Origin of the sequence: Janthinobacterium sp. ROICE36, from assembly GCF_002869965.1 — a bacterium.
Lineage (GTDB): Bacteria > Pseudomonadota > Gammaproteobacteria > Burkholderiales > Burkholderiaceae_D > Janthinobacterium.
The window spans coordinates 47,386-62,368 of record NZ_PEBS01000016.1 but is presented as its reverse complement, the minus strand read 5'-3'; the positions used below and the strand labels follow the sequence as shown (position 1 = coordinate 62,368).

Here is a 14,983-nt window from a genome sequence, read left to right as displayed (position 1 = left end):
TCACCTTACGGCGCATCGTAGCGGGCGCGTATCGCCGCCAGCACGCCGCGCTCTTCCAGGTGCGTGATGGCGGCGTTCAGGCGCGCCAGGTCGGCGGCGCTGGTCGTGCGCGCATTGAGCATCAGGTGCACGGGGGCGCGCAGGACCAGGAAGGGCAGGGTGTGCAAGGCGACGCCCTGCAGGCGCGCTTCGTGGCGTACGGCCAGCACGTCGCCCAGCAGCAGGTCGGCGCGGCCCGCGTCGAGCATGCGGATGCCCTGCCGGAAGCTGCCGAAGGTATTCAGTCGCCCGGCCTTTTCCAGCGCCGGCCGGGCCGCCGCGTACTGCGCGCCATACCAGCCCACTTTGGGCGCCAGCAAGGTCGACTTGCCGCGCGCCAGCTGGCCGAAGCTGCCGATATGGCGCTGCATGGCGGGCGTGCCGGCCTTGCCGAAGATGCCCACGGTTTCGTCGCGGTAGCTCACGCTGAAACGCGCATACGCATGGCGCTCCGAGGTGTCGGAGGCGGCGGGCATCAGGTCCAGTCCGCCTTTCTGGAACAGCAGCTGGCGCCGCGCCGTGGGCAGTTCCGGCGCGGTCAGCAAGGTGCAGCGCGCTTCCTTGAAAATGGCGCGCAGCAGTTCCAAGTCCAGGCCCGTATAGCGGCCCTGGGCATCGCGGTAGAGATACGGCGGCCACTGTTCCAGCGCCATCGTCATGCGGCAGGCCTGGGCGGGCAGTGCCGATACGCCGAGCAATGCCGCAAAAAGGAGATGGCGCATGCGCATAAGGGGGCTTCCTGGAGTTTCAACTTGATATTCAATTTGCCAGAATGGCCACGGAAGTCAAGGGCTGTTGCCGCTGAAGGCCGGCCTGGTTCGCATTTCCTCGATGTTTGCGCATTTTTTGCCGCTTTCTCCCCTGGTTTCGCCTCCGGCGTGGCGAACACCGGGTGGTGTAATCGGCTATAGTGGCGCGGTGCCACCACTGCCCCGCAAAGGAAGACCACTTGACTCCCCCGCTCGAGATCGCCGCCAATGTGCTGATGACTGCCTCCATCATCTTGGCCGGACGCAATAATATTCATTCCTGGTGGATCGGCATCATCGGCTGCGTGCTGTTTGCTGTGCTGTTTTTCCAGGTTAATCTGTATGCCGACGTGATGCTGCAGCTGTTTTTCATCGTCACCTGCGTCATCGGCTGGCTGCAATGGCGGCGTGGCGCCGGCGGCAAACCGTTGCCGATCACGCGCACGGGCTGGCGCAGCCTGGCCTGGGTGGTGCCAGCCGGCATCGCCTCCGTGGCCATCTACGGCATGCTGCTGCACCGCTTTACGAATGCCTACGCGCCTTTCATCGATTCGGCAGTGTTGGTATTTAGCATCATCGCGCAATTCTTGCTGATGAACCGGCGCATCGAAACCTGGGCCTTCTGGCTGCTGGTCAATACCGTGGCCGTGCCGCTCTACTACAGCCGCGGCCTGCACCTGACGGCCGTGCTGTATGCCGCTTACTGGGTCAATGCCCTGATTTCCTGGTACTGGTGGGGCGTGCAGGCACGCCGCGCGGCGGTCGTCGACGCCTGACATTGCCAAACGCCAAGTCCTTAGATTCAAATCGTATATACAATCAATTTTTAATTCGTTCGCGCCATAAAGACGCCGAGATATAGTGGCCTTTCCCCGCTTACCGGTGTCTTTTATGTTGCGTTTTAGCCTTTTTGCCTGTTTTTATGCCGCCCCGCACCAGCTGACCATGCAATGCATGGCGCAGTCGATGCCGGTGCGTGCCCGTCCACGCATCCCGTAATTCCTTCCTACCCCCGTCGTCGTTTTGCCCGTAGACCCACCCGGTCCGCGTGCCCCTGCTCGACCTTTTTTATCTGAAAAAGGCTGCAATCCCAATAAGAGGAAACCATGTTCAAACCACTCGCCATCAGTCTTGCCATTGCCGCCGCCTTTCCCGCCGTCTCCACCATCGCCCATGCCGAGGACGACATGCTGCGCGTCAACGTCACCGGATCGAATATCCGCGTCAGCGAAAAGGAGGGCGCCAGCGCGGTGCAAGTCATCACGGCCAAGGAATTGAAAGCCAGCGGCAAGACCAGCGTCTCGGATGTGCTGCGCGCCATCTCCGCCAACAGCGGCAACAGCTACAACGAACAATATACGGGCAGTTTCTCGGCCGGCACCTCGGGCCTGTCGCTGCGCGGCATCGGCCAGAAAAATACCCTGATCCTCGTCAATGGCAAGCGCGTGGCCAGCTATGCGACGGCGCAAAACCTGCAGGAAACCTTTGTCGACCTGAACAGCCTGCCGATGGCGGCCGTGCAGCGCATCGAAGTGCTCAAGGATGGCGCCTCGTCCGTGTATGGCTCGGACGCCGTGGCGGGCGTGGTCAACATCATCCTGTACAAGCAATTCACGGGCACGGACATCACGGCGCAATGGGGCGGCTCGACGCAAGGCACGGGCCAGCATGAAAAGAGCGCGGCGCTGCAAACGGGTTTCGGCAAGCTCGAGGAAGATGGCTACAGCGTGGTCTTCTCAGTTGACGCGCAGCAGCGCGACAAGCTGCAGCAAAGCGACGTGGCATGGCTGCGCGATGCCGATTACCGCCAGCAGCAGCGCGGCAGCCTGGGCTGGACCGCCACGAATTATGCCGGCAACGATCCTACCCAGACCCTCGGCGGCGCGCGCGGCCCGCTGCAACTGGTGCCGTACAAGGATATCAATCCTGATCGCAGTGGCCAGGTGCTGGCCTACAATCCGGCGCCATATAAAACGCTGATCCCGGGGATCCAGCGCATCCATTCTTCGCTGCGCGGACGGAAGACTATGTCGACTTGCTGCGCAGTTATTCCCGCGCCGACCAGACCTTCAGCGCGCCACTGACGGTGAATAACGCCACGCGCGTGTGGAACAACAGCAGCAAGCTGCTCGACACCATCCCCGTGGTGCTGCCCGTGGGCCATCCGAACAATCCGGGCACGACACCCTTGCCGTTCACAGCCACCCTGTTCGACCTGGGGCCGCGCCTGAAGCAGGACCGTGTCACCTTCTACCGCGCGCTGGCCAGCGCCAAGGGTACCTGGGCGGGCTGGGACTGGGACACGGTCGTCGCCCATTCCAGCAGCAAACTGGAAGAAACGCTGCAGAACTTCGTCAACCGCTACGCCTTCCAGAAAGTGCTGGCCGACGGCAGCTACAATTTCTTTGACCAGTCGCAAAACAGCGAAGCGGTGCGCCTGTAGACCCTGCGCCCGGCAGAATCGACGCTCGACACGCTCGACTTCTCGGCGGCCAAGGATATCTGGAACCTGCCCGCTGGTTCGCTGGGGTTGGCCGCCGGCTTTCAATGGCGCCGTGAGAAAATGGATTTGCAAACCTCGACGGCCGTGCTGTCGGGTACAGAATTGCGCCCCGCACTCAATATCATCGACGGCTCGCGCAATGTGTCGGCCCTGTTTGCCGAATTCAATGTGCCCGTCGTAAAAGACCTGTCCGTCAACGTGGCGGGCCGCGCCGACCATTACAGCGACTTTGGCAATGCGTTTTCGCCCAAAACCAGTGCCCGCTATCAGGCGGCGCCATGGTTGCTGCTGCGCGGCACCGTGTCACGCGCCTTCCGTGCGCCGTCGCTGCCGGAAATCACCAACAGCACGGCCGTCAGCTATACCGGCGTGATCGATGCCCGCGATCCCCTGACGCCAACCCAGTCGCGCGGTGTGACGGTCATGACCATCGCCAATCCGAACCTGCGTCCCGAGCGCTCGAACAACCTGAATCTGGGCGTGGTGGTGTCGCCCACCAGCAACTCGAGCATCGGCCTCGATTACTACCGCATCAAGCAAGATGGCGTGATCGGCACGGCCAGCGCCACCACCATACTCGAAAAGGAAAACACGGCGCCGCAACAGATCACGCGCGGTGCCGATGGACGCATCACGACCTTGTACCGCCAGTTCCGCAACCAGGGCCGGCGCCTGGGACTATGCCTCCACCGGCTTTGACTTTACCCAGGCCGATCCGCGTGGACGCTTTGCGTCGCTCAAGCTGAACTACAAGTTCTAATGCCCGTCCGCCACCTGCCGCTGTCCTGTCTGCTCCTGAAGGCGCTGGCGGTAGGCGCTGGGCGTGACGCCCATGCGCTCGCGAAAGGCGGTGGCGAAGTTGCCCGCGTTGTGAAAGCCGATCAGCAGGGCGATGTCCTGCACGTCGATATCCGTCTGCTGCAGCAATTCCACGCCGCGGGCGATGCGCGCTTCGCGGATGAAGGCAAACACGGTCATGCCCGTTTGCTCGCGGAACATCAAGGTCAGCTTTTCACGGTAAGTGCCCACGCTGCGGGCGATGTCTGACAGGTTGGGCAGGCTGCCCAGGTTGTCGAGGATGAGTTGTTTGACCGCGTTGACGAACACCTGGTCGGGATGCTGCAGCTTGTCCCTGATCGGCGTCGTTGCCGGCAAGGTACTGTGGCTTTTACGCATTAAACCCAGATGGATATGCATGCGCGCGGCCAGTTCTTCCGGCGTGAACGGCTTTGAAATGTAATCGACCCCGCCCACCTGCAAGCCCATGATGCGTTCCTTGGCGGCATCGGCGCCACTGAGAAAGATCACGGGTATCTGTTCCGTTTCGGGGTTGGCCTTGAGCAAACGGCATGCCGTGTAGCCATCCATCTCGGGCATGCGCACGTCGAGCCGGATCAGGTCGGGAAGCGTGGCCAATGCCAGCTGGTAGCCCTGGTAGCCATTGAACGCGATGCTGAAACGATAGGGCTGCTCGCTGAGCAGTTCCATCAGCATGCGCTGCTCGAACGCGGAATCGTCCACGATCAAGATGTTTTTTTTGATGGTTTCGCTGGTCAATGGCATGGCATGAATTACTTAACCAAAAAGCAAGTTGTAGCTTATTATGCCTCGCTTTTTATTTTTTTTCTGCTTTTCTCGTGTTTCAAAAGAGGTTTCTCCGCCAGAAGAAGCGCGGATTTCCCAGATCGCCAATAATTCACTCATGCATTGATTTCAAGCAATGTCGCTTGCCAAAAAATCTGTTTTGCCAATGCTGTAAAAAGTGCTGGAGTCTCCGGGTTCCTGACTCTCGGCACATGTATTTTGTCGTCGTGGATTGCGTGCCCCAAAAAACGCCGGCAATACCGTGACTATCTTCGACGCCCTTCATATTGATGGGCTTATTAATGATGTTCCATCATCAGGAGGTATCATGTTGCGAGTTATGTCCCCCCGCCTTATCGTCGCTGCCAGCGTCGCAGTTGCCAGCGCGGCACTCATGCCTGGCATCGCCGACGCAGCCGTGTATCTGAACGGCAGCAACACCGCAACCTTTGATGTCACCCTGAAAATCATCGCCAATTGCACCATTGCGGCGGCCAATCTCGACTTTGGCCAAAGTCAGGGTGTACTGGCTACTGCCGTGAACGTCAATACGACCGTGAGTGTGACCTGTACCAATACCACCCCGTATAACGTGGGCCTGACGGCGGGCTCGGGCACGGGTTCGACCGGCACCACGCGCTACCTGAGCGGCACCGGCGGCAATCTTGGGACGGTCCAATTCAATCTGTACCAGACGGCCGGCAGTACCTTGTGGGGCGATACGCAGGGAACGAATACCGTCGGCGGCACCGGCAACGGCTCATCGCAGCCGATGACGGTGTACGGCAATATTCCGCCGCAAGCGACCCCGGCGCCCGATACCTACAAGTCGACCATCACGGCCACCGTTTACTTTTAAGCCGGGCGCTGCGTGAAGGCCGGTTCTGTTTCCCTGATGAAAAGCATGCTGGCGCTGCTGGCCTGCTGCGCGGCGGGCGTGCACGGCGCCAATCTGCAGATTTCGCCGGTGACGCTGACCCTGCGCGCAGCACAGAGCGCGGCCGGGATCAACCTGCAAAACCTGGGCGATCAGCCCATGTATGGGCAGGTGCGGGTGTTCGCGTGGGACCAGCGCGATGGCGAGGAAGTACTGCTACCCACGCAGGAACTGGTGGCCAGTCCGCCGATCGTGGAAATCGCCGCCAACAGCCGCCAGGCCATCCGCCTCGTGCGTGCCCAGGCCGGCCCTGTCGCGCAGGAAAAGACATATCGCGTGCTCATCGATGAGGTCAGCCGCGACGATGAACTGGGCCGCAGCGGCGTCGATATACGCCTGCGCTACTCGGTGCCCGTGTTCGTGTTGCCGGCCGGTGCGCAGGACAGGGAAATGCTCGACTGGCACGTCTTTCGCGAGCGGGGTGAATGGATGTTGCGTATCAAGAACAGCGGCAACGGCCATGCGCAGATCGGTGCGATGACGTTCACGAACCAGGCAGGCAAGGAGTTTGTCATCAGCAAGGGGCTGTTTGGCTATGTCCTGGCGGCACGCATGCGCGTATGGCGCCTGCCTGTCGCCAGGGAGGCTGAACTGGATGGGCCGTTGAGTATTGCGGTGAATGTGAATGCAAAGGCGCTCGTTGCCACGAATTCGACACCTTGAACATGGCCGCCAGGGCGGGCGAGCTTGCCGCGCGCCTTCGGCATGGGCGCAACCGGGTTAAACCATGAGACGCGCACTGAGCTGGCGGACCTGCTGGACCTTGCTGCTGCTGGCCGTGGCATCACTGGCCAGGGCCGATGGATCGGCCGCCGTGACGGGCGCCGACCCGGGACCGGCCAGCTTGCCCGGCGATCCGATGGCAGCGAATGAACTGTATCTGGAGGTAAGCGTGAATGCTGTATCAAGCGGGCTGATCTTGCGTTTTACCCAGGTGGGTAAGGTCTTGCGCAGCAGTGTAGCGAACTTGCAACAGCTTGGGCTGGACCCGGCGCGCCTGGGTGCACCCGCTCAGGCCGACGTGGCGCTCGATGCGATTCCCGGACTCAGCTATGACTATGATGCGGCGCGCCAGAGCGTGTCGCTGCAGGTGGCGGACGACTTGCGCTCGCCATACCGCATCAGCGCGCGCACGGCGGCGCAGACGCCTCCATCGCGGGTCACGCCTGGCGCCGTCCTCAATTACGAAGCTTATGCGGAACTGGGGCAAACGCGGCGCGCCGCCATCTTCAACGATGTGCGTTATTTCAATGACAGCGGCGTTTTCAGCAATACCGGCACCGTGAACCTGGGCGGGGACCAGCGCAAGTACATGCGTTTCGACACCTTCTGGAGCCATGCCGACCCCGAGACCCTGCAAATGTGGCAAGTGGGCGACCTGATTTCCTCCTCGCTCAGCTGGAGCCGCGCCGTGCGCGTCGGCGGTATGCAGTGGCGCAAGAATTTCCAGCTGCGCCCCGACCTGCTGACGTTTCCCGTCGCTTCCGTCGATGGCACGGCGCTGGTGCCTTCGTCGCTGAGCCTGTACGTCAATGGGGTGCAGCAATATGCTGCCAGCGTGCCCAGCGGTCCATTTGTGCTGAACCAGGTGGCTGGCATGAATGGCGCCGGGCAAGCCACTCTCATCACGCGCGATGCGCTGGGGCGTAGCGTGACGACCGTGCTGCCCCTGTATGTCGATACGCGCATGCTGGCCAGCGGCTTGAGCGATTACTCGGTCGAGGCGGGTGCCGTGCGGCGCGACTATGGCCGCCGTCTGTTCGGCTATGAGCGCCAGCTCGTTGCCAGCGCTTCCGGCCGCCATGGCGTCAGCGACAACTTCACCCTCGAAGGCCATGTGGAACTGGCCGGCGGCCTGTATCAGGCGGGGGCGGGCGCGCTGCTGCGGCTGGGCCAGGCGGGCGTGCTGAGCGGTTCGCTGTCGGCCAGTGGGGGCCAGTACCGCGGCGCGCAACTGGGCGGCGGTTACCAGTACATGGGACCGCGCTTCAGCATCGATGTGCAAAGTGTGCGCGCCAGCGCCGGTTTTGGCGACCTGGCCTCGCGCGATGGCAGTGCCGTGGTGCGCGCGGCGGACCGCTTCACCGTCAGCCTGCCTTTGCCGGCAGGAAGCAGCATCAGCAGCAGCTATATCAGTTATCGCACGCCCGGCGCGCCACCGTCGAAGCTGGCCACGGTGGGCATTTCGGCCACCCTGTTTCACGGCCTGTTCTTCAACGCCAGCCTGTTCCAGGACTTGCGGCAACGCGAGAAGCGGGGGTTTTATATGGGCTTGAGCATGGCCTTTGACAACAATCTGGCCATCAGCACGAACAGCAACCGGCAAAACGGCGAGAGCGGCCGCAGCATCAGCGCGCAGCGCGCGGCGGACTTTGGCGGCGGCTTTGGCTGGGGCTTGCAGGCGGGCACGGCGGGCGGCGCCGCCTACCGGCAGGCGCAACTGGAATACCTGGGCAATGACGGCCGTCTCAGCGCGCGCACGCAAAGCAGCAGCATGGGCAATGCTTCCTCGCTGGGCGCCGCTGGTGCGCTGGTGCTGATGGATGGCCATGTCGAGGCGGCGCGCCAGGTGGGCAACGGCTTTGCGCTGGTGTCCACTGGCGGCGTGGACAATATTCCCGTGTTGCATGAGAACCGCCAGATCGGCGTGACGGGCAGCGGCGGCTATCTGCTCGTGCCGAATTTGAATCCCTATGGCAATAACCAGATCAGCATCGCCACGGAGGAACTCGACGTGGATGCGCGCGTCCCCGTGACGAATATCAATGTCGTACCGCAACAGCTGGCGGGCGTGCTGGCGGCCTTTCCCATCGAGCGCTACAGCGCGGCCACCATCATCGTCCAGGATGCGCAGGGCAAGCCGCTGGCCACAGGCTTGCCCGTGCTGCACGTACAAAGCGGCAAGCAGACGGTGGTGGGATTTGACGGCATCATTTTCGTCGACGATCTGCTGGAGCAGAATCAGTTGCAAGTCGGCGAGGGCGACGGCGCATGCACGCTGCGTTTTGCCTATGCGCGACCGGCGGCGGGCGGTTTGCCCGTGATCGGACCGCTGCGTTGCGCAGCAGCAGCTGCCAGCGCCGGGGCAGGTCGCTGATGCGCCGCCTGCTGCTATGGCTGACCCTGCTGCTGGGCTGTGCCTGGGGCAGCGTGGCGCGGGCGGCGGACACCTGCACGGTCAGCATGACGAATATCGATTTCGGCACCGTCAGCCCGATTTCCGGCACCGATTATGTGGCGCAGGCAACGGGCACCTTCAGCTGCCTGTTTTCCTCGCTGAATCTGGGACAGTTGCTGACGCCCAATGCGCAAGTGTGCATCTCGCTGGGGCTGGGTACGAATTCCACCTCGGCCTTACCGCGCAAGTTGGGCAATGGCAGCAAGCGCATCGAGTACAACGTGTATGTGGACAGTTCGTATACGACGGCGAAGATCTGGGGCGGCGCCGGCGTGACGGGCGCACCGGCGACCTTCGGCTTGATTTTGTCGGCCGGTTTGCTGGCCCCGCCCGGCACGTATTCGACCACCTTTACCGTGTATGCGAAGATTCCTGCCGGCACCGCGCTGGCGGCCGTGCCCACGGTCGCCAACGCCAATACCGTGTACACATCAAGCTTTGCCGGCCAGGGTACGTACACCTACACCACCTATGGTCTCGTCAACCTGCAGGGTTGCTCGGCCAGCAGCGGCAGCTTCGGTTTTACGGTGAATGCCACGGCCGTCAACGACTGCACCATCACGGCCAGTCCGATGGCGTTCGCGAACGCTTCCATCCTGACGGGTAACTTGCGCAGCACCAGCACCTTGTCGGTGCGTTGCGTGAATAACAATGCATATCAGATTGCCCTGAACGGCGGCAGCGTGGCGGCCAATGTGGCGAATCGCCAGATGAAAAATAGCTTAACGACGGACAAGGTCAGTTACCTGCTGTCGTCCGCCCTCGATGGCCCGCTCTGGGGCGATGGCACGGCAGGCACCAGCATGGTGACGGGCACGGGCACGGGCGCCAGCGTGCCGCTGACGATTTACGGCCGCGTGCCGGCGCAGGTGTCGCCGCGCCCCGGCGACTACAAGGACACGGTGACGGCAACGATATATTTTTAGAACGTGACGGTGACGAGGTCGGCGCCTGATGGTGTTGTCTGCTGGAGCAGCAGATACGGCGTGTTGTGCTGGCAGCGCACTTGGGTGCTGTTGCGTTGCGTAACGATGGTGCACGCTTCCTGGACGACGAAGGTGGCCTGGAGCGTAGCGGTAGACACGGTACCGGCGGTGGTGGTCTGGCAAAGGGACAGGGCGAGCAGGGCGGGCAGTACGGCAAGTTTCAAAGGGGGCATCGTGTTTGTATCGCGTGAAAAACGGGCGTGGGCAGCAGCGCTGGAAGGCGTGGCTGACACCGTTTTTCGCACCGGGATTGTGGGAGCAGAACCAGCCATGATTGTACGTGGACAAGGAAAGTGTGATTTTTTGCGTATTTTCTAGCCGTTACCGTGGTGCCAAGGTCACTTGCAAAATGATAGTAACTAAGTTTCCGTGTTGCAACTGAAATATTTTTGATTGTTGTGTTGAATCAACGTGAGGAGATGGTCATGAAACATACCAACTTTAATAATTTGCCCTGCCCGATTGCGCGCAGCCTGGGCAAGGTGGGCGAATGGTGGAGCATCCTTATCCTGCGTGAAGCGTTTTACGGCAAGACGCGCTTTGACGAATTTGAAAAAAGCCTCAAGATCGCGCCCACCATCCTGACGCGCCGGCTGGCCGACCTGGTGGAGGGCGGCTTGATGACGCGCCGCCTGTATTGCGCCAAGCCACCCCGCTACGATTATGTGCTGACCAAGTCCGGGCGCGCCTTCAAGCCGGTCTTGCTGGCTTTTATTGCCTGGGGCAATGAAAATTTCGCGCCGGAAGGCGCCAGCCTCGTCATCGCCAGTCGCGACACGGGCCTGGCCGCCGATCCGGTGCTGGTCGACGCCATGACGGGCTTGCCCATCAATGACGAGTACTACGCGTTTGCGCCGGGGCCGGCCGCCAGCGACAGCATGCGCAGCATCATCCTCGATGCGGAGAAAAGCAGCGGCATTGCGCCCAAACCGAAGGCCGTGCCCGCCAACCGTGGCTGGGTGGCGGAAGGGCATCTGGCCTGAGGTGCGCCGGCCGGCGCGCAGGAAGTGCCGGCCAATACCAGCGCGGCCAGCGGTAGCAGCACGATCCGCGTTGCCCACGACCGCAGTGTCAGCGGCGGCGTGCGCTATACGGGCATGCTGGCCACCGTCGCGCATATCCATGAAGCGCCCACCGGCGCCAACGGTCCCGTCATCGTGCCCCTGCTGCAGACGGGCGCCGGCATGTTTGCCGTGCCAGCCGGCACCCTGCTCACGCCCTAGCCGGCCAGCGGCGATTTCCCCGTCACCTCCTTGGGCCGCGCGAGCGGCCTGCGCCGGCGGCGCGCCAAGGGAGCGCGCTACAATGGCGCTCCATGCTGACCATCCTCGCCATCACCTTCCCCTTCTTCGCCCTGGTGCTGTGCGGCTACCTGGCCGTGCGGCGCACGCTGCTGCCGCTGGCCGCCATCGGCGGCCTGAACAGCTTTGTCCTGTACTTTTCGCTGCCCTGCATGCTGTACCGCTTCGGCGCCGCCACGCCCATCGCGCAGTTGCTCGACGCCAGCGTGTTTGGCGTGTATCTGCTGTGCGCCCTGATCATGGTGGGTGTCACCACGGCCATGACCCTCAGCCACCGCATCGACTGGAATAACGCCGCTTTCGGTGCGCTGGTGGCAGCTTTCCCGAACACGGGATTCATGGGCGTACCCCTGCTATTGACCCTGCTCGGGCCCCGTTCTTCGGGGCCCGTCATCGTCACCATCGTGGTCGACATGTTGCTTACCAGTTCGCTGTGCATTGCCCTGTCGCGCATCGGCAGCGGCGGCGCGCATGGCAGCCGCGCCGCCGTCATGAATGCCTTGAAAGGCATGGCGGGCAATCCCATGCCGTGGGCGATTGTGCTCGGCGCCTTGTCGTCGTGGTTGGAACTGGCCCTGCCCAAGCCGCTGACGCAGACGGTGGGCTTGCTGGCCGATGCCGCCTCGCCGGTGGCCCTGTTTACCATCGGCGCCGTGCTGGCCCGTTCGCAGATGAGCACCAGCGACCCCGCGCCGATGACAGAGTATGTGCCGGTGGCGCTGAAAAAATTGCTGTTGCATCCGCTGCTGGTGTGGGGCATCGGCCACGCTGCCATCGCGCTGGGCGCGCCGCTCGATCCGTTCGCGCTGACCTGCATGGTGCTGGTGGCGTGCCTGCCCAGCGCCAGTAATGTGTCGCTGCTGTCGGAGCGCTTCGGTGCAAACACGGCGCGCATCGCCCGCATCATTCTGGTCTCGACGGCGCTGTCGTTTGTGACGTTTTCGGCGGCCGTCAACTGGCTGGCGTGACGTTGGCGGCGATCAGCGCGCCCAAGGCCTGCGCCGCGCCGGCTTGATTGTCCAGCGCCAGACCATGCGCCATGCTGGCCTGGTCTTGCAGGCTGCGGTTCTGGCCCAGCTTCCATTTGCCCGTCAGGCGGGTGAGGGGGATTTCGATGCCGACGATGGCTTTCAACAGCTTGCCGATGTAGTCGGCCGGCGCGTCGGCGACTGTCCACGGCATCGCCTGGTCTGCCTCATGGCGCGCCGTCAGCCGCTCCAGCAAGTCCATCAGCCACGCCGCATCGTCGATGGCGCGCAGGGGGCCGTGGGCGTGCACCACCGCGTAGTTGAAGGTTGGGACTTCCTTGCCGCTGCGCTGCTTTTCCGCATACCAGGCGGGCGTGATGTAGGCGTGCGGCCCCTGGAAGATCGCCATGCACTCATCGGTTCCGATAGCGCCGCGCCACAGCGGGTTGGCGCGCGCCACGTGGGCGCGCAGGATGCCGAACGGTGCCTCGGGCGTGGGCGCGGCGATCTCGAATGGCAGATGGTCGGCGCATAAACCGTCCTCGCCATGGCGCACCAGCGCGCCCAGGGGATGGGCCCGGATCAGACCATGCAGCACGTCGAGGCGCTTTTCGCGGAAGCTGGCGGGCGTGTACATCTAGGCCGCTCCTTCCACTACCACGTCGGCCGTGAGGGAATTGGCGATGTAGCAGCGCTCGTGCGCGTCGTGGTGCAGGGCGGCCAGCACCTCGGGCGAGGGCGGTGTTCCCGCGAAGGCGATGCGCGGGCGCAGCACGATGCGCGTCATGGCCAGCCGCCCGGCGGCATTTTTTCCCAGCTCGCCGACGGCGTCGTCGCGGTAGTCGTCGATGACGACACCGCGCCGCGCTGCCAGCGACAGGAAGAACAGCATGTGGCAGCTCGACGTGGCGGCCACCAGCGCTTCTTCCGGGTCGATATTTTCCGCCACTGACATGGGCAGCGGCACGGACAAGGGCGACGACGAGGCGGATACTGTCAAGCCGCCGTCGAACTGCCATTCATGGCCACGGCTGTAGCGCTGGCCGGCGAAATCCTGGCCGTCGCGCTGCCAGGCCACGGTGGCGAAAAACTGATGCATGGGTGCTCCACGGGAGTAAGAGGGGATGCGTCATCTTAGCGCCAGTCTTGGCTATTTAAAACATCCAATAAGTGCTATCTTGAAGCTACCAATTCAAGAGTGCCACCATGCCAGCCTCCCATCTGAACCAGATCATCGCCGCCTTGCCGCTGCAGCGCGGCACCACCGAACCGCTGTTTCGCCAGTTGTATGCGGCCATCAAGGCCGCCATCCTCGATGGCCGCATGAGTGCCGGCATGCAGTTGCCGCCCACGCGCGACTTTTGCCGCCTGCTGGCCGTGTCGCGCCAGACGGTGCTCAATGCGTATGCGCTGTTGACGGCGGAAGGCTATCTCGATGGCGCCGTGGGGCGCGGCACCTTTGTCAGTCGCGACGTTCCGTTGTCCGTACCTGTGGCCGCGCCGGCCGGCAAGTTTGACGCGCCCGGCCTGCTGCGGCCCCTGTCGGCGCGCGGGCAAGGCGTGGTGGCGGCCATGCGCCAGGTGGCGTTCCACCGGGGCCCGCTGCGCGCTTTTCGCGTCGGCATGCCGCGCATCGACCATTTCCCGTTCGACGTGTGGAACCGCCTGGAAGCGCGGCGTTGGCGCCGCCCCGACCACCAGTTCGGCTACAGCGACCCGGCCGGCTACCTGCCGTTGCGCGAATTGCTGTGCGTGTACCTGAAGGCCTCGCGTGGCGTCCACTGCACGCCGCAGCAGATCGTGATTACCTCCGGTTCGCAGCAGGCGCTGTTCATGCTGTCGACCATCCTGCTGGCACCCGGCGACGCGGCCTGGATGGAGTCGCCCGGCTACCGGGGCGCCAGCGGCCCCTTGCGCGCGGCCGGCGCGCGCGTGTTTCCCGTTCCCGTCGATGCGCAGGGGCTGGACGTGGCGTATGGCGTGGCGCACTGCCCGCAGGCGAAGCTGGCCTACGTGACGCCATCGCACCAGATGCCGCTGGGCGTGAGCATGAGTTTACCGCGCCGCCTGGCCCTGCTGGCCTGGGCCGCGCACAACAAGGCCTGGCTGGTAGAAGATGATTACGACAGCGAATACCGCTACTCGGGCGCGCCGCTGGCGTCCCTGCAAAGCCTGGACCGCGATGGCTGCGTGGTCTACGTGGGCACCCTGTCAAAAGTGCTGTTCCCCGGCCTGCGCCTCGGTTACATGGTGGCTCCGCCCGCGCTGGCCGAGGCACTGGTGCAAGCCAAGGCCGTGATGGACCGCCATACGGCCATCGTGCCGCAGATGGCGCTGGCCGACTTCATCGCCGAGGGCCACTTTGGCCGGCATATCCGTCGCACGCGCGACAGCAATGCGGAACGGCGCGACCAGTTGGTGCACGGCCTCGCGCGTGAACTCGACGATCAAATCGTGTGCGGGCCGACCGACAGCGGCCTGGAACTGTGCGCGTATTTTCGCGGCGGCCACGATGAAGAAACGGTGTCGCGCGCGGGGCTGGAACGGGGCATCGAACTGCGCCCGCTGGGCCACTATGCCGACCCTGACGCCAGCGACGCCTGCACCACGCCGCCCGGGCTGCTGTTGGGCTTTGCCGCCATCCCCCCGGCCGAGATGCAGCACGGCTTGCTGGAACTGGGGCGCCTCTTGCGCGGCCGATAAACTATACTGGCATCTGCCTGCACATGAAGAACACA

The 14,983-nt window shown here is 63.4% G+C and carries 17 protein-coding genes and 1 pseudogene; 12 read left to right on the top strand and 6 right to left on the bottom strand.

Features of this window, described 5'->3' with window-relative positions; all coding sequences use genetic code 11:
- Positions 1–5 precede the first annotated feature (5 nt).
- Positions 6–761, bottom strand: coding sequence for a substrate-binding periplasmic protein (locus CSZ94_RS09160; RefSeq protein ID WP_258000880.1), 756 nt, complete (start codon positions 759–761; stop codon positions 6–8).
- A 227-nt stretch (positions 762–988) separates the two neighbouring features.
- Here CSZ94_RS09160 and pnuC point away from each other — a divergent pair, with 227 nt between their 5' ends.
- The 4 genes from pnuC to CSZ94_RS28570 all read left to right on the top strand — a co-directional run bounded on the left by pnuC (position 989) and on the right by CSZ94_RS28570 (position 3,990).
- Entirely contained in the window at positions 989–1,564 is a 576-nt protein-coding gene (gene pnuC / locus CSZ94_RS09155) for a nicotinamide riboside transporter PnuC (RefSeq protein ID WP_102121202.1), read from the top strand.
- A 330-nt stretch (positions 1,565–1,894) separates the two neighbouring features.
- Positions 1,895–2,872 carry a TonB-dependent receptor plug domain-containing protein gene (locus CSZ94_RS28580; RefSeq protein WP_258000879.1) on the top strand — a complete coding sequence of 326 codons (978 nt, stop codon included), beginning with the start codon at positions 1,895–1,897 and terminating at the stop codon, positions 2,870–2,872.
- Positions 2,824–3,231 (top strand): hypothetical protein, encoded by a 408-nt coding sequence (locus CSZ94_RS28575; RefSeq protein ID WP_258000878.1) that lies wholly within the window; start codon positions 2,824–2,826, stop codon positions 3,229–3,231. Before CSZ94_RS28580 ends, CSZ94_RS28575 begins: the two co-directional genes overlap by 49 nt.
- 87 nt (positions 3,232–3,318) lie before the next feature.
- The gene (locus tag CSZ94_RS28570) at positions 3,319–3,990 is read left to right on the top strand and encodes a TonB-dependent receptor plug domain-containing protein (protein ID WP_258000877.1); all 672 of its coding nucleotides are present in this window, start codon (positions 3,319–3,321) and stop codon (positions 3,988–3,990) included.
- 57 nt (positions 3,991–4,047) lie between these two features.
- On the opposite strand, the gene CSZ94_RS09145 is transcribed toward CSZ94_RS28570, so the two are convergent.
- Both CSZ94_RS09145 and CSZ94_RS28565 read right to left on the bottom strand, forming a co-directional pair.
- The gene (locus CSZ94_RS09145; protein ID WP_102121201.1) at positions 4,048–4,854 is read right to left on the bottom strand and encodes a response regulator transcription factor; all 807 of its coding nucleotides are present in this window, start codon (positions 4,852–4,854) and stop codon (positions 4,048–4,050) included.
- 12 nt (positions 4,855–4,866) lie between these two features.
- Positions 4,867–4,995, bottom strand: a complete 129-nt coding sequence (locus tag CSZ94_RS28565; RefSeq protein ID WP_258000876.1) for a hypothetical protein — start codon at positions 4,993–4,995, stop codon at positions 4,867–4,869.
- Between the two features lie 220 nt (positions 4,996–5,215).
- Between CSZ94_RS28565 and CSZ94_RS09140 the strand changes: the two genes are divergently transcribed.
- The 4 genes from CSZ94_RS09140 to CSZ94_RS09125 all read left to right on the top strand — a co-directional run bounded on the left by CSZ94_RS09140 (position 5,216) and on the right by CSZ94_RS09125 (position 9,916).
- Positions 5,216–5,734: a Csu type fimbrial protein gene (locus tag CSZ94_RS09140; RefSeq protein ID WP_441326564.1), complete on the top strand. Its 519-nt coding sequence runs from the start codon at positions 5,216–5,218 to the stop codon at positions 5,732–5,734.
- A gap of 12 nt (positions 5,735–5,746) precedes the next feature.
- Positions 5,747–6,475, top strand: coding sequence for a fimbrial biogenesis chaperone (locus tag CSZ94_RS09135; RefSeq protein ID WP_258000875.1), 729 nt, complete (start codon positions 5,747–5,749; stop codon positions 6,473–6,475).
- Positions 6,476–6,539: 64 nt separating this feature from the next.
- Positions 6,540–8,909, top strand: a complete 2,370-nt coding sequence (locus CSZ94_RS09130) for a fimbria/pilus outer membrane usher protein (RefSeq protein ID WP_102121199.1) — start codon at positions 6,540–6,542, stop codon at positions 8,907–8,909.
- Positions 8,909–9,916: a Csu type fimbrial protein gene (locus CSZ94_RS09125; protein WP_180977413.1), complete on the top strand. Its 1,008-nt coding sequence runs from the start codon at positions 8,909–8,911 to the stop codon at positions 9,914–9,916. The genes CSZ94_RS09130 and CSZ94_RS09125 overlap by 1 nt, the downstream gene beginning before the upstream one ends.
- Here CSZ94_RS09125 and CSZ94_RS09120 read toward each other — a convergent pair.
- Entirely contained in the window at positions 9,913–10,140 is a 228-nt protein-coding gene (locus tag CSZ94_RS09120; RefSeq protein WP_146009779.1) for a hypothetical protein, read from the bottom strand. The two genes, CSZ94_RS09125 and CSZ94_RS09120, sit on opposite strands and share 4 nt — an antisense overlap.
- Before the next feature lie 261 nt (positions 10,141–10,401).
- Between CSZ94_RS09120 and CSZ94_RS09115 the strand changes: the two genes are divergently transcribed.
- The 3 genes and pseudogenes from CSZ94_RS09115 (at position 10,402) to CSZ94_RS09105 (ending at position 12,245) form a co-directional block, all read left to right on the top strand.
- Entirely contained in the window at positions 10,402–10,959 is a 558-nt protein-coding gene (locus CSZ94_RS09115; protein WP_102121235.1) for a winged helix-turn-helix transcriptional regulator, read from the top strand.
- Between the two features lie 21 nt (positions 10,960–10,980).
- Positions 10,981–11,199, top strand: a pseudogene (locus CSZ94_RS09110) (CHRD domain-containing protein); the annotation flags it as partial.
- 92 nt (positions 11,200–11,291) lie between these two features.
- Positions 11,292–12,245, top strand: coding sequence for an AEC family transporter (locus CSZ94_RS09105; protein ID WP_102121195.1), 954 nt, complete (start codon positions 11,292–11,294; stop codon positions 12,243–12,245).
- Here the strand turns inward: CSZ94_RS09105 and CSZ94_RS09100 are convergent.
- Together CSZ94_RS09100 and CSZ94_RS09095 are read right to left on the bottom strand one after the other, a co-directional pair.
- A complete protein-coding gene (locus CSZ94_RS09100; RefSeq protein ID WP_102121194.1) occupies positions 12,229–12,882 on the bottom strand; it encodes an FMN-binding negative transcriptional regulator in 654 nt (217 codons plus the stop codon). The two genes, CSZ94_RS09105 and CSZ94_RS09100, sit on opposite strands and share 17 nt — an antisense overlap.
- Entirely contained in the window at positions 12,883–13,344 is a 462-nt protein-coding gene (locus tag CSZ94_RS09095; RefSeq protein WP_102121193.1) for an OsmC family protein, read from the bottom strand.
- 107 nt (positions 13,345–13,451) lie between these two features.
- On the opposite strand from CSZ94_RS09095, the gene pdxR reads away from it, so the two are divergent.
- The gene (pdxR, locus tag CSZ94_RS09090; protein ID WP_102121192.1) at positions 13,452–14,948 is read left to right on the top strand and encodes a MocR-like pyridoxine biosynthesis transcription factor PdxR; all 1,497 of its coding nucleotides are present in this window, start codon (positions 13,452–13,454) and stop codon (positions 14,946–14,948) included.
- The last annotated feature ends 35 nt before the right edge of the window (positions 14,949–14,983 follow it).

Coding starts and splice junctions, on each gene's coding strand:
- CSZ94_RS09160 (WP_258000880.1), bottom strand. CDS start 761: ATGCGCCATCTCCTTTTTGCGGCATTGCTCGGCGTATCGGCACTGCCC.
- CSZ94_RS28580 (WP_258000879.1), top strand. CDS start 1,895: ATGTTCAAACCACTCGCCATCAGTCTTGCCATTGCCGCCGCCTTTCCC.
- CSZ94_RS09145 (WP_102121201.1), bottom strand. CDS start 4,854: ATGCCATTGACCAGCGAAACCATCAAAAAAAACATCTTGATCGTGGAC.
- CSZ94_RS28565 (WP_258000876.1), bottom strand. CDS start 4,995: ATGAGTGAATTATTGGCGATCTGGGAAATCCGCGCTTCTTCTGGCGGA.
- CSZ94_RS09140 (WP_441326564.1), top strand. CDS start 5,216: ATGTCCCCCCGCCTTATCGTCGCTGCCAGCGTCGCAGTTGCCAGCGCG.
- CSZ94_RS09130 (WP_102121199.1), top strand. CDS start 6,540: ATGAGACGCGCACTGAGCTGGCGGACCTGCTGGACCTTGCTGCTGCTG.
- CSZ94_RS09125 (WP_180977413.1), top strand. CDS start 8,909: ATGCGCCGCCTGCTGCTATGGCTGACCCTGCTGCTGGGCTGTGCCTGG.
- CSZ94_RS09115 (WP_102121235.1), top strand. CDS start 10,402: ATGAAACATACCAACTTTAATAATTTGCCCTGCCCGATTGCGCGCAGC.
- CSZ94_RS09105 (WP_102121195.1), top strand. CDS start 11,292: ATGCTGACCATCCTCGCCATCACCTTCCCCTTCTTCGCCCTGGTGCTG.
- CSZ94_RS09100 (WP_102121194.1), bottom strand. CDS start 12,882: ATGTACACGCCCGCCAGCTTCCGCGAAAAGCGCCTCGACGTGCTGCAT.
- CSZ94_RS09095 (WP_102121193.1), bottom strand. CDS start 13,344: ATGCATCAGTTTTTCGCCACCGTGGCCTGGCAGCGCGACGGCCAGGAT.
- pdxR (WP_102121192.1), top strand. CDS start 13,452: ATGCCAGCCTCCCATCTGAACCAGATCATCGCCGCCTTGCCGCTGCAG.